The 12885-nt window shown below is 70.4% G+C and carries 12 protein-coding genes; 9 read left to right on the forward strand and 3 right to left on the reverse strand.

Annotation, left to right across the window (positions count from 1 at the left end; all coding sequences use genetic code 11):
• Nucleotides 1-36: 36 nt before the first annotated feature.
• Together OG734_RS36280 and OG734_RS36285 are read left to right on the forward strand one after the other, a co-directional pair.
• Entirely contained in the window at nt 37-1179 is a 1143-nt protein-coding gene (locus tag OG734_RS36280) for a glycosyltransferase family 4 protein (protein ID WP_330291655.1), read from the forward strand.
• Between the two features lie 145 nt (nt 1180-1324).
• Nucleotides 1325-2911 carry a GMC oxidoreductase gene (locus OG734_RS36285; protein WP_330291656.1) on the forward strand — a complete coding sequence of 529 codons (1587 nt, stop codon included), beginning with the start codon at nt 1325-1327 and terminating at the stop codon, nt 2909-2911.
• Nucleotides 2912-2936: 25 nt separating this feature from the next.
• Here OG734_RS36285 and OG734_RS36290 read toward each other — a convergent pair whose 3' ends face one another.
• Nucleotides 2937-4733, reverse strand: a complete 1797-nt coding sequence (locus OG734_RS36290) for an AMP-dependent synthetase/ligase (RefSeq protein ID WP_330291657.1) — start codon at nt 4731-4733, stop codon at nt 2937-2939.
• Nucleotides 4734-5082: 349 nt separating this feature from the next.
• On the opposite strand from OG734_RS36290, the gene OG734_RS36295 reads away from it, so the two are divergent.
• From OG734_RS36295 to OG734_RS36320, 6 genes are all read left to right on the forward strand, one after another.
• The gene (locus OG734_RS36295) at nt 5083-5838 is read left to right on the forward strand and encodes a metallophosphoesterase family protein (protein ID WP_330293917.1); all 756 of its coding nucleotides are present in this window, start codon (nt 5083-5085) and stop codon (nt 5836-5838) included.
• A gap of 118 nt (nt 5839-5956) precedes the next feature.
• Nucleotides 5957-6397, forward strand: a complete 441-nt coding sequence (locus OG734_RS36300; RefSeq protein WP_330291658.1) for an SRPBCC family protein — start codon at nt 5957-5959, stop codon at nt 6395-6397.
• 135 nt (nt 6398-6532) lie between these two features.
• Nucleotides 6533-7726 carry an ArsA family ATPase gene (locus OG734_RS36305; RefSeq protein WP_330291659.1) on the forward strand — a complete coding sequence of 398 codons (1194 nt, stop codon included), beginning with the start codon at nt 6533-6535 and terminating at the stop codon, nt 7724-7726.
• 57 nt (nt 7727-7783) lie between these two features.
• Complete coding sequence (locus OG734_RS36310) at nt 7784-8287, forward strand: DUF5304 domain-containing protein (RefSeq protein ID WP_330291660.1); 504 nt, start codon at nt 7784-7786, stop codon at nt 8285-8287.
• 114 nt (nt 8288-8401) lie between these two features.
• A complete protein-coding gene (locus tag OG734_RS36315; protein ID WP_105968475.1) occupies nt 8402-9355 on the forward strand; it encodes an ROK family glucokinase in 954 nt (317 codons plus the stop codon).
• A gap of 223 nt (nt 9356-9578) precedes the next feature.
• Nucleotides 9579-10334 carry an endonuclease/exonuclease/phosphatase family protein gene (locus tag OG734_RS36320; protein WP_330291661.1) on the forward strand — a complete coding sequence of 252 codons (756 nt, stop codon included), beginning with the start codon at nt 9579-9581 and terminating at the stop codon, nt 10332-10334.
• 127 nt (nt 10335-10461) lie between these two features.
• Here OG734_RS36320 and OG734_RS36325 read toward each other — a convergent pair whose 3' ends face one another.
• Complete coding sequence (locus OG734_RS36325) at nt 10462-11067, reverse strand: hypothetical protein (protein WP_330291662.1); 606 nt, start codon at nt 11065-11067, stop codon at nt 10462-10464.
• Nucleotides 11060-11932: an alpha/beta hydrolase gene (locus OG734_RS36330; protein WP_330293918.1), complete on the reverse strand. Its 873-nt coding sequence runs from the start codon at nt 11930-11932 to the stop codon at nt 11060-11062. The genes OG734_RS36325 and OG734_RS36330 overlap by 8 nt, the downstream gene beginning before the upstream one ends.
• A 189-nt stretch (nt 11933-12121) precedes the next feature.
• Here OG734_RS36330 and OG734_RS36335 point away from each other — a divergent pair, with 189 nt between their 5' ends.
• Entirely contained in the window at nt 12122-12862 is a 741-nt protein-coding gene (locus OG734_RS36335) for a lysophospholipid acyltransferase family protein (protein WP_330291663.1), read from the forward strand.
• Nucleotides 12863-12885 lie beyond the last annotated feature (23 nt).

Below are 12885 nucleotides of genomic sequence, written 5' to 3' on the forward strand. Positions count from 1 at the left end.
GGAGGGTGTGGGAAGGGGTTCGGTAGGGTCGGCGGCGTGCACAAGACCCTGATCGTGACGAACGACTTCCCGCCCCGTCCGGGCGGTATCCAGGCCTTCCTGCACAACATGGCGCTGCGGCTCGACCCCGACCGGGTCGTCGTCTACGCCTCCACCTGGAAACGGGGCCCCGAGGGCGCCCGGGCCACGGCCGCCTTCGACGCCGAGCAGCCCTTCACCGTCGTACGGGACCGGACGACGATGCTGCTGCCGACGCCCGCGGTCACCGGGCAGGCCGTCGCTCTGCTGCGTGAACACGGCTGTACGTCGGTGTGGTTCGGGGCGGCGGCGCCGCTCGGGCTGATGGCGCCGGCCCTGCGGAAGGCGGGCGCCGAGCGGCTGGTGGCGACGACCCACGGTCACGAGGCGGGGTGGGCGCAGCTGCCGGCGGCGCGTCAACTGCTGCGCAGGATCGGCGAGTCGACGGACACGATCACCTACCTGGGCGAGTACACGCGGTCGCGGATCGCCGCCGCGCTGACTCCGCGGGCGGCCCGGCGGATGGTCCAGCTGCCGCCGGGGGTCGACGAGAAGACCTTCCACCCGGAGTCGGGGGGCACCGCGGTTCGCGCCCGGCTCGGGCTCACCGACCGGCCCGTCGTCGTGTGCGTCTCGCGGCTGGTTCCGCGCAAGGGCCAGGACACGCTGATCCTGGCGATGCCCCGCATCCTCGCGGCCGAGCCGGAGACGGTCCTGCTGATCGTCGGGGGCGGGCCCTACGCGAGGGAGCTGCGCAAGCTCGCGCACGAGACCGGCGTCGTCGACTCGGTCCGCTTCACCGGTCCGGTGCCCTGGGCCGAGCTGCCCGCCCACTACGGGGCCGGAGACGTCTTCGCGATGCCGTGCCGGACGCGCCGGGGCGGCCTCGACGTCGAGGGGCTCGGGATCGTGTACCTGGAGGCGTCCGCGACAGGGCTGCCGGTGGTCGCCGGTGACTCGGGGGGCGCGCCGGACGCCGTCCTGGACGGTGAGACCGGCTGGGTGGTGCGCGGCAGGTCCGTGGAGGAGACCGCCGACCGGATCATCGTCCTGCTCGGCGACGCCGAACTGCGCGCCCGGATGGGAGAGCGGGGGCGGGCCTGGGTCGAGGAGAAGTGGTGCTGGGACCTGCTGGCGGAGGAGTTGAAGACGCTGCTGTGACGGCGGGCGTCCGCGTTTGGGAACTTGTGCAGGTACGCACCTACTAGGCGGAACCCGAAATTCCGCCGATGCTGCGCTCATGACAGAAAAGCTGATACACCGTCAGTTGATGCAGCATCAGCTGACGAGACGTCAAATACTGGGCATGGCCGCCTTCCAGACGGCCGCCGCCCTCGGATTCACCCGCGTCGGCCTCCAGTCCGCCCAGGCCGTCGAACCCGCCGCCGTCGAGTCCGCCCCCGCGATCGTCATCGGGTCCGGATACGGCGGCGCGGTCGCCGCCCTCCGCCTCGGTCAGGCCGGCATCCGCACCCTCGTCATCGAGATGGGCCGCCTCTGGAACACGGCGGGTCCCGACGGCAAGATCTTCTGTTCCACCGCCGCCCCGGACAAGCGCTCCATGTGGTTCAAGACCCGCACCGAGGCACCCCTCGCCAGCTTCCTGTGGCTGGACGTCGTCAACAGGGACATCAGCCCCTACCCGGGCGCACTGGACCGCGTGCACTACAACGACATGTCCGTGTTCCTCGGCCGTGGGGTCGGCGGCGGCTCGCTGGTCAACGGCAGTATGGCCGTCACCCCGCTCCAGTCGTACTTCGCCGAGCAGTTCCCAGGCGTCAACGCCACGGAGATGTACGGCACCTACTTCCCGAGGGCCCGCGCGATGCTCGGCGTCAACAGCGTCGACCCCGCCTGGTTCGAGTCCACGGAGTGGTACCGCTTCACCCGGATCTCCCGCAAGCACGCCGAGAAGACCGGCCTGAAGACCACGTTCGTACCGAGCGTCTACGACTTCGACTACATGCAGCGCGAGGCGGCCGGCACGGCGACCAAGTCCGCGCTCGGGCAGGAGGTCATCTACGGCAACAACTACGGCAAGCGCAGCCTCGACAAGACGTACCTCGCCTCGGCGCTCGGCACCGGCAACGTCACCATCACCACCATGGAACGGGTCAGGGCGATCACCCGGGCCGCCGACGGAACGTACGTCCTGACCGCCGACCGGATCGACGACACCGGCGCGGTCGTCCAGACCAAGCAGTACGGGTGCACCTATCTGTTCCTCGGCGGCGGCAGCGTCGGGACCACCGAACTCCTCGTAAGGGCCCGCGAGACGGGGGCGCTGCCCGCGCTCGACGCCAGTGTGGGGGCAGGGTGGGGGACCAACGGCAATGTGATGCTCGGACGCGCCAACCACCTGTGGGACACCGTCGGGGCGAACCAGTCGACGATGCCGGTGATGGGCATCGACGACTGGGCCAACACCGCCAACCCGGTCTTCGCCGAAATCGCCCCGCTGCCAACGGGGTTGGAGCACTGGGTGAGTCTCTATCTGGCGATCACCAAGAACCCGGAGCGGGCGTCGTTCACCTACGACGCGGCGACCGACTCGGCGCGGCTCGGCTGGAGCGCCGCCCAGAGCGCGGTGTCCGTGGCCATGGCCAAGAAGCTGTTCGACCGGATCAACGCCGCCAACTCCACCATGTACCGCTACGACCTGTTCGGCTCCGGCAACAAGATCTTCGCCGACGACTTCACCTACCACCCGCTGGGCGGCTGCGTGTTGGGCAAGGCGACCGACAACTACGGGCGGGTGAAGGGGTATTCGAAGCTCTACATCACCGACGGTTCGCTGGTGCCAGGGTCGATCGGGGTGAACCCGTTCGTGACGATCACCGCGCTCGCGGAACGGACGATGGCGCGGGTCCTCGCCGAGGACACCGCGCCATGAACCAACTCCGGTACCAACTCCGGTACTAACTCTGGTAGATCGCCTCGATCTGGTCCGCGTAGTCCTTCGCCACCACATTGCGCTTGAGCTTCAGGGACGGCGTCAGGTGGCCCGACTCCTCGGAGAACTGGGAGGCCAGAATGCGGAACTTCCGCACCGATTCCGCCTTCGACACCGCGGCGTTGCCGTCGTCGACCGCGCCCTGGATCGCCGCGAGCAGATCCGGGTCATGGGCGAGCGACGCCGCGGTGGACCCGGTCGGCTTGCCGTGCTCGTCGGCCCAACGGCCCAGGAACTCCTCGTCGATGGTGACGAGCGCGCCCACGAACGGCCGCCCGTCGCCCACCACCATGCACTCCGCGACCAGCGCGTGCGCGCGGATACGGTCCTCGATCACGGCCGGGGCGACGTTCTTGCCGCCCGCCGTGACGATGATCTCCTTCTTGCGGCCGGTGATACGGAGGTAGCCGTCCTCGTCGAGGGTCCCGATGTCACCGGTGTGGAACCAGCCGTCGGCCAGCGCCTCCTCGGTAGCCTCGGGATTGTTCCAGTACCCCTTGAACAGGTGCTCGCCGTGCAACAGGACCTCGCCGTCGTCGGCGATGCGCACGACCGAGCCGGGCAGCGGCTGGCCGACCGTGCCGATCTTCTGCCGGTCCCAGGGGTTGAAGGCGGTGGCGGCACAGGACTCGGTGAGGCCGTAGCCCTCCAGCACGGTGAAGCCGATCCCGCGGAAGAAGTGCCCGAGCCGCTCACCGAGCGGGGCGCCGCCGGAGATGGCGTACTCGCCCTTGCCACCGAGGACGTTCCGCAGCTTGCTGTAGACCAGCCGGTCGAAGACCTTGTGCTTGAACTTCAGGCCGACCGACGGGCCGGACGGCTCGTCCAGCGCGCGGCTGTACGCGATCGCCGTGTCCGCCGCCTTGTCGAAGATCTTGCCCTTGCCGTCCGCCTGCGCCTTGGCGCGCGCCGAGTTGTAGACCTTCTCGAAGACGCGCGGCACACCGAGGATCAACGTCGGCCGGAACGAGGCCAGTTCGTCGGTGAGGTTCTTGATGTCCGGGACGGTGCCCAGCTTGATCGGCGCCATCATCGGCGCGATCTGCACCAGCCGCCCGAAGACGTGCGCGAGCGGGAGGAAGAGAAGGACCGAGCACTCGCCGGTACGGAAGAGGGGCCGCAGCCGCTCGACGACGTTCCCGCACTCGGCGAAGAAGCTGCGGTGCGTGAGCACACACCCCTTGGGCCGGCCGGTCGTACCGCTCGTGTACACGATGGTCGCCGGGTCGTCGGCCTTCGCCTGCGAACCGCGCTCCTCGACGGTCGCGTCGGAGACGTCCTTGCCGGCCCGCCCCAGCTCCTCCACCGCGCCGGCGTCGATCTGCCACACGTGCTTCAGCTCGGGCAGCCGGTCGCGCACCGACTCGACGGAGGCCGCGTGGCCGTCCAGCTCCACGATGACGGCGGTGGCCCCCGAGTCGCTGAGGATCCACTGCACCTGCTCGGCGGAGCTGGTCTCGTACACGGGGACGGTCACCGCGCCCGCGCACCAGATCGCGAAGTCGAGCAGGGTCCACTCGTACCGCGTCCGGGACATCAGGGCGACCCGGTCGCCGGGCGCGACCCCGGAGGCGATGAGGCCCTTCGCGGCGGCGGACACCTCGGCGAGGAACGTCGTGGCCGTCACGTCCTGCCAGACGCCGCCCACCTTGCGGGCGATGACGGCGACATCCGGATGCTGCGCGGCATTTCGACGGACGATGTCGGTCAGATTTCCGTCCGCGGGGACCTCGTACAAAGCCGGAAGGCTGAACTCGCGCAAGACTGCTGCTCCTCATAGGGCGCCGGCGCCACGACGTTGTGCGATGCGACGGTGCGGTCCATGGCTCGGGCAAGTACTCATGGACCTCGTAGTTGAAATCCTGAGTACGACTGGACTGCCCGGACGTTACCCGTCGGTATGGGTTCTACGACAGGGGGGTTCGGCGAGATGTTCGCGGCGTCACACGGGTTGATGTCTTTTTACGCACAGTAGTGCACGGTTTTCTTGACTGACCAGTAACCGTCGGCGACCCCCCTGTCCTGTTCACTCTTGCCGCACACGCCTACCCTTGATCGCCATGGCACCCTCACCGCGGGGCAACCCAGATGAGAAGACGACGCGTATTCATGTGGTCAGCGACGTGCACGGCAACGTGCGGGACCTGGCCGTAGCCGGTGCGGGCGCGGACGCCCTGATCTGTCTGGGCGACCTGGTCCTCTTCCTCGACTACGCCGACCACTCGCGCGGCATCTTCCCCGACCTCTTCGGCGCCGAGAACGCGAGCCGCCTCGTGGCGCTGCGCACGGCCCGCCGCTTCGAGGAGGCACGCGAGCTCGGGGCCCGGCTGTGGGCGGGCGTCGGTGCGGACCGGGCCACGGTCATCGAGAAAGCGGTGCGCAAGCAGTACGCCGAACTGTTCGCCGCGTTCCCGACGCCGACGTACGCCACCTACGGCAACGTCGACATGCCGGCACTGTGGCCGGAGTACGCCGGCCCGGGCACCCGCGTCCTGGACGGGGACCGGGTGGAGATCGGCGGCCGGACCTTCGGCTTCGTCGGCGGCGGTCTGCGGACGCCGATGCGCACGCCGTACGAGATCAGCGACGAGGAGTACGCGGCGAAGATCGAGGCGGTCGGCGAGGTCGACGTGCTGTGCACGCACATTCCGCCTGAGGTCCCGGAACTGGTGTACGACACGGTCGCGCGCCGCTTCGAACGCGGCAGCCGTGCGCTGCTGGACGCGATCCGGCGCACGCGCCCCCGATACGCCCTGTTCGGCCATGTCCACCAGCCACTGGCCCGGCGGATGCGGATCGGCGGCACGGAGTGCGTGAACGTGGGGCACTTCGCGGGGAGCGGGAAGCCGTGGGCGCTCGAATGGTGAACCCGGGTGCCCCCGGGTCCGGGTGGCAACGGCCCGCCCGGCGCGGGGTAGCCTTCACGCTGCACATACGTGCGCACCAACCCTCCCTCACCGGACCGCACCTGGAGGAGCCACGGCGATGGCGGAATTCACCAGTTCGAGCATCACGATCGAGGCGGCACCGAACGAGGTGATGGCGGTGATCGCCGACTTCGCCCGTTACCCGGACTGGACCGGCGAGGTGAAGGAGGCGGAGGTTCTGAAGACCGACGCCGAGGGCCGCGCCGAGCAGGTCCGCCTCGTCATGGACGCCGGCGCGATCAAGGACGACCAGACTCTCGGCTACACCTGGACCGGCGCGAACGAGGTCTCCTGGACCCTGGTCAAGTCGCAGATGCTGCGGGCGCTGGACGGCTCGTACATCCTCAAGGCGGCGGGCGACGGGGCGACCGAGGTCACCTACCAGCTGACGGTCGACGTCAAGATCCCGATGCTCGGCATGATCAAGCGCAAGGCGGAGAAGGTCATCATCGACCGGGCGCTGGCCGGGTTGAAGAAGCGCGTGGAGGAACCGAAGTAGCCCGCTCCTCAATCGCCGGAGGGGCTAATTTTTAGCCCGTCCGGCGATTGAGGACAAGGCCCGTTCAGGGCCGTAGGGGGGTCTGGGGGCGCAGCCCCCAGGGGCGGGCGCCAACCACCGGTACCGTTCACCCACATGCGCACAATCCTCCTCACCGGCCCAGGCGGCTCGGGCCGCACCACCCTCGCCGCGGCCACCGCACTGACCGCGGCGCGCGACGGCACCCCCACCCTCGTCCTCAGCACCGACCGCACCGACACCCTCGGCGCCGCCCTCGGCACCCAGACCGGCCCCACCCCCGTCTCCGTCCCGGGCGTCCCCCACCTCACCGCCTGGCGACCCGACGCCGCCGAACGCTTCCGCGCCGACCTCGCCGCCTTCCAGGACCGCGCCGCGAACGCCCTCGACTTCCTCGGCGCCTCCCGGCTCGACCCCGAGGAACTCACCCCCCTCCCCGGCGCCGAGGAACTCGCCCTGCTGCGCGCCCTGCGCGACGCCGCGCTCTCGGAGGCGTACGACCTCCTCGTCGTCGACCTCCCGCCCACCCCGCAGGCCCTCGCCCTCCTCGCCCTCCCCGACGAACTCCGCCGCTACCTGCGCCGTCTCCTCCCGGCCGAACGCCAGGCCGCCCGCGCCCTGCGCCCCGTACTCGGCCGCCTCGCCGGCGTCCCGATGCCCTCGGAGTGGCTGTACGAGGCCGCCGCCCGCTGGGACGTGGAACTGGCCGCCACCGCCGCGGTCGTCGAGGACCAGGACACCGTCGTACGACTGGTCGCCGAACCCGGCCCGGCCGGCACCGACGCCGTACGCGCCGCCACCACCGGCCTCGCCCTGCGCGGCCTGCGCGCGGAAGTGCTGATCGCCAACCGCGTCCTGCCGGAGCCCTCGATGGACCCCTGGCTCGCCTCCGTCACCGCCCAGCAGCGCAAGACGATCGACGAATGGGCCGAGTCGGCAGAGTCCACCGAGACGTACGCCCTCCACCAGGTGGCGCACCTCGGACACGACCCGCGCGGCACCGACGACCTGGCCGCCCTGCGCGCACCCGCCGTCAACCGGACCCCCGCCCCCATCGAGTGGCCCGTCACCGACCACCTCGCCGACGACGGCGTGCTCCTCTGGCACATCCCGCTGCCCGGCGCGATACGCGACGAGCTCGACCTGGTCCGGCGCGGCGACGAACTCGTCCTCACCGTCGGCCCGTTCCGCCGTATCGTGCCGCTGCCCTCGGCACTGCGCCGCTGCACGGTGGCCGGCGCCGCCCTCCGCGACGGCGAGCTGAGGATCCGATTCACGCCGGACCCCGATCTGTGGCCGCAGGGACGATGAACGGCGTACGTCCATTCGGGTACCGTCGGAGAGACGAACCGTAGTCAGGAGCCCGCCATGAGCGAAGAGCGCCCCACGTCCGACGCCGCTCGGGAGGAGGCGGCCGAAGAGGCACCGTACGAGACGCCCGCCACCGACGCCGACGCGTGGGCGAAGGCCTGCGCCGAGGACCTCGAAGCGGAGAAGGCGCGCCGCCGGGCCCGGTACGGCCCGCCGCCCGGATCCGCCGCCGAGGAACTGCGCAAGCTCGTCGACGCCGTCTCGGACAAGCTGTCGTCCCTCCAGTCACCGCTGCTCGGCGCGGTCGCCCAGGGCACCGCCCAACAGGTGGTGCAGCAGGTCGTCCAGCAGGCCAAGGCCGCCGTGGAACCGGTGATCGAACGCAACCCGGACGTCTTCGACCACCTGGCAGCCGCGGGCAACGAACTGCTCGCCGCCTACCGCTCGGCCGTCGAGTCCCAGGAACGCCGCTGGACGACCCGGGAGACCGATCGCGGAAGGAAGCGGGGCGAGGACCGGGGCGAGGGCACCGGCTCCGGCGAGCGCATCGACCTGGACTGACAGCCCCTGAGTCCACGTCCCGCCGGCCTGCCCACCGTGCGGACGACAGGAACCCGGCGACAGGGCCTCGGGTACCGTTGTCCGTAGCGGGGCTCGACCGAAACTGAGGGATTCATGGGACTCACCATCGGCGTCGACATCGGCGGCACGAAGATCGCGGCCGGCGTGGTCGACGAGGAAGGCAACATCCTCTCGACCCACAAGGTGCCGACCCCGGGCACGCCCGAGGGCATCGTGGACGCCATCGCCGCCGCCGTCGAGGGCGCGCGCGCCGGGCACGAGATCGTGGGCGTCGGCATCGGCGCGGCCGGATACGTGAACCGTCAGCGTTCCACGGTCTACTTCGCGCCCAACATCGACTGGCGCGAGGAACCGCTGAAGGACAAGGTCGAGGCACGCGTGGGGCTGCCGGTCGTCGTCGAGAACGACGCGAACGCGGCGGCATGGGGCGAGTACAAGTTCGGGGCAGGCAAGGGCCACCGCAACGTCATCTGCATCACCCTCGGCACCGGCCTCGGCGGCGGCATCATCATCGGCAACAAGCTGCGCCGCGGCCACTTCGGCGTGGCCGCCGAGTTCGGCCACATCCGCGTGGTTCCGGACGGGCTGCTGTGCGGCTGTGGCAGCCAGGGCTGCTGGGAGCAGTACGCGTCGGGGCGCGCCCTGGTCCGGTACGCGAAGCAGCGCGCCAACGCGACCCCCGAGAACGCCGAGCTGCTGCTCTCCCTGGGCGACGGCACCCCCGAGGGCATCGAGGGCAAGCACATCTCGATGGCCGCGAGACAGGGCGACGCCGTCGCCGTCGACTCGTACCGCGAACTCGCCCGCTGGGCCGGCTCGGGCCTCGCCGACCTGGCCTCCCTCTTCGACCCCTCCGCCTTCATCGTCGGCGGCGGCCTCTCGGACGAGGGCGAACTGGTCCTCGACCCCATCCGCAGGTCCTACAAGCGCTGGCTGGTAGGCGGCAACTGGCGACCCGTCGCGGACGTCATCGCCGCCCAACTGGGCAACAAGGCAGGCATGGTGGGCGCGGCAGACCTGGCGCGGGAACCCGACCCGATCATGTAGACACGCGCTGACTGCAACCGGCCCGCCGTACCTCAAAGAAGAGGAACGGCGGGTTTTTCACACCGGTGGGGGGCAGCAACCCAGGGGCGCGGGGCTCTGTCGTTGTGCGGCTCCGCCGCGTGGGCGCGACAAGCCCCCACCGGCCGTCACCGCGGCCAACTACCGCACCTCCCACGGCGAGTTACCGGTATTCCCCTTACCCCACCTCCGTATCTTGACCAACATGGCGACGAACCCCCCGCTCCCCACCCCCCGCACAGACCCTGACGGTTCCGCCGTCATCCGAGTCCTCAGCTACAACATCCGCTCGATGCGCGACGACACCACCGCCCTCGCCCGCGTCATCACGGCCTGCGCCCCCGACCTCGTCCTCATCCAGGAAGCCCCCCGCTTCTTCCGCTGGCGCAAGCATCTGGCCCGCCTCGCGGCCGCCTCCGGCCAGGTACTCCTCGCCGGCGGAGCCACCGCCGCAGGCCCCGCACTCCTCTGCTCCCTGCGCGCCACCGTCGAACGCACCGAGGACGTCCTCCTCCCCCTCACCCCCGGCCAGCACCGGCGCGGCTTCGCCACGGCAGTGGTCCGCTTCGGGGGCGCCCGGCTCGGCGTACTGAGCTGTCACCTCAGCCTGCAGAAGGATGAGCGGTACGAGCAGTCCGGACTGCTCCTCGACCGCCTCGCCGCGCTGGACGTACCGCACGCCGTCGCGGGCGGCGACCTCAACGAACGCCCCGCCGGCCGCAGCTTCCAGCGACTGGCGACCGGCCTCCAGGACTGCTGGGCCACCGCCCCCTGGGGCACGGAGTACACCTCGACGCCCACCGACCCGCACCAGCGGATCGACGCGATCCTGGCCACGCCGGGCATCGAGGTCCTCGGCTGCGGGGTGCCGTCTGGCCACCCGGGGGTGCTGGCGTCAGACCTGAGGGCAGCGACGGATCACCTGCCCGTGCTGGCGGCACTGCGCGTACCGGCATCCTGAGCCCCGGCCCGCCGGGCGGAGTCGATGTCGTGTCGGTGTCGGTGTCGAGAGGAACTGCCTGAGGGCGGCCACGGACCACCTTCCGGTCCTGGCCGCCCTCGGAACGCCGACTGCGTGACAGTGGTCGTCAGACCACAGCCCCCCGCCCCGGATCCTCCTCGTCGTCCTCGTCGCCCTTCATCCGCATCACCAGCGTCGCGAACCCGCCGAGGAACCCGCCGATGCCCAGCGTCGTCAGCCACCAGGTCATGTCCCAGCCCAGCAGCACGGCGAGCAGCAGCAGGACCGGGCCGCCGAGCACCGCCAGCCAGGCGAACCGGGCGGTCGTGTCGGAGGCCCCCAGCGGAGGCGGCTCCGGCGGCACGAAGTGGCCCTCGTCGTCATCGTCGAAGTCGTCCTCCGACGCGTCCGGCGTCGCGTAGTCGCGCGGCCCCCCGCCGCCGACGCCCGGGGCGAAGGCGACGGAGCTGCCCAGCGGCTTCGCGGGCTGCCCGTCGCCCTTGGCCACCTTGTCGGCGTTGCCCTTGGGGTCGGGGTCGACGGCGTCGTCGTCGGCGTCGTCGTTCGTGTCCGGTTCGAGCAGCGCCAGATCCTCGACGGACTTGAACGGCTTGGCGCCGGGCGGGTCCGGCGGCTCGTCGCCGTACGCCTCCACGATCGCGGCCCACGCGGCCGCCTCGTCGAAGGGCACACCCTTCTCCTCCGGCTCGCGGTCGGAGTCGTGCTCAGCCACCCGTGGCCGTCCCTTCCTGCTGCCCCACTTGGTCTCCCTGCCGGCTCTGGTGCGGCACCTGCACATCGCCGGCACCCAGCCCAACCGAGTCCTTCGACTCCTCGGACCCCTTACCGGCCGCGGGTGCGAGCCGGAGGACGAACGCGTGGCTCTCCTCGAAGATCCGGTCCGCATCATGGTCCAACGTCGCGACGTGGTAGCTCTGTTCCAGCACGGTCTCCGTCACGTCCGTGGACGACACCCGGCTCAGCACCCGGGCCGAGTCGACCGGCGGCACGACATGGTCCGTCCGGCTGTGCAGCAGCAGCATCGGCTGGGTGACCTGCGGCAGCTCGCCGTCGACCAGACGGTAGAACGTCCGCATCGAGTGCGCCGCGTGCAGCGGAATCCTGGGGTAGCCGACCTCAGCGACGCCTTCCTTCTTGATGTCGCTCACGATGCCGGGCACCGAGGGCACAAGATGGCGCACCACCGGAAGGGCGTACGCGGCAAGGCCGTGCACCTTGTTCGCCGGGTTGACGACCACGATGCCGCTGATCCGGTCGCCGTACCGCGCGGCGAGCCGCAGGGTCAGTGCGCCGCCCATCGACAGGCCGAAGACGAACACCTGGGTGCAGCGCTCCAGCAGGGCGCGCAGCTCGCGGTCCACCTCCGCGTACCAGTCCTGCCAGCCGGTGAGCTGCATGTCCTCCCAGCGCGTGCCGTGCCCGGGCAGCAGCGGCAGCGAAACGGTCAGTCCGCGCTCGGCGAGGTACTCCGCCCAGGGGCGCAGCGACTGCGGGGAACCGGTGAAACCGTGACAGAGCAGGACTCCGACCTCCCCGCCCTCATGGCGGTACGGCTCGGCTCCAGGAAGGACCGGCACCATCGGTCTCCTGTTCATGGGGTGGGTGACTGGGGTGGGTGATCACGCATGGAAGCCACGAGGCTTCGAGGCGTACTTCACCGTACGCGACCGCACTGACACCGACCAGGGCCGTCGGGCTCTTTGACAGTGCTCCGGGTTAAGGTCTGATCCACAGACTCAGGAGGCACTCGGTTGCTGTACGGCGCGATGAAGGTTTCCGTCGGGATACCGCTGAAGGTCGCCTTCAGGCCCTGGGTGGAAGGCCTGGAGAACGTTCCGGCCGACGGCCCGGCGATCCTGGCGAGCAACCACCTGTCGTTCTCCGACTCCTTCTTCCTCCCCGCGGTCCTCGACCGCAAGGTCACCTTCATCGCGAAGGCCGAGTACTTCACGACGCCCGGGCTCAAGGGCCGGATGACCGCCGCCTTCTTCAAGGGCGTCGGCCAGCTCCCGGTGGACCGCTCCGGGGCGCGCGGTGCGGGCGAGGCCGCGATCAGGAGCGGTGTCGAAGTCATCGAGCGCGGTGAGCTGTTCGGCATCTATCCGGAGGGCACGCGCTCGCCCGACGGCCGCCTCTACCGGGGCAAGCCCGGCGGCCTCGCGCGCGTGGCACTCGCCACCGGGGCACCGGTCATTCCGGTCGCGATGATCGACACCGAGAAGATCCAGCCGCCCGGCAAGGTGATGCCCAAGCTGATGCGCCCGGGCATCCGCATCGGCAAGCCGCTCGACTTCAGCCGGTACCAGGGCATGGAACACGACCGTTTCGTGCTCCGGGCCCTGACCGACGAGGTCATGTACGAAATCATGAAGCTCTCCGGCCAGGAGTACGTCGACATCTACGCGTCGGCCGCCAAGCGGCAGATCGCGGAAGCGGCGAAGGCCGAGAAACAAGCGGAGAAGCAGGCGCAGAAGGCTCTGGAGAAGGAACGGTCGGGCACCAAGTAGCAGTACCCGGGGGCGGGTTCGGG

It is taken from the genome of Streptomyces sp. NBC_00576, from assembly GCF_036345175.1.
Lineage (GTDB): Bacteria > Actinomycetota > Actinomycetes > Streptomycetales > Streptomycetaceae > Streptomyces.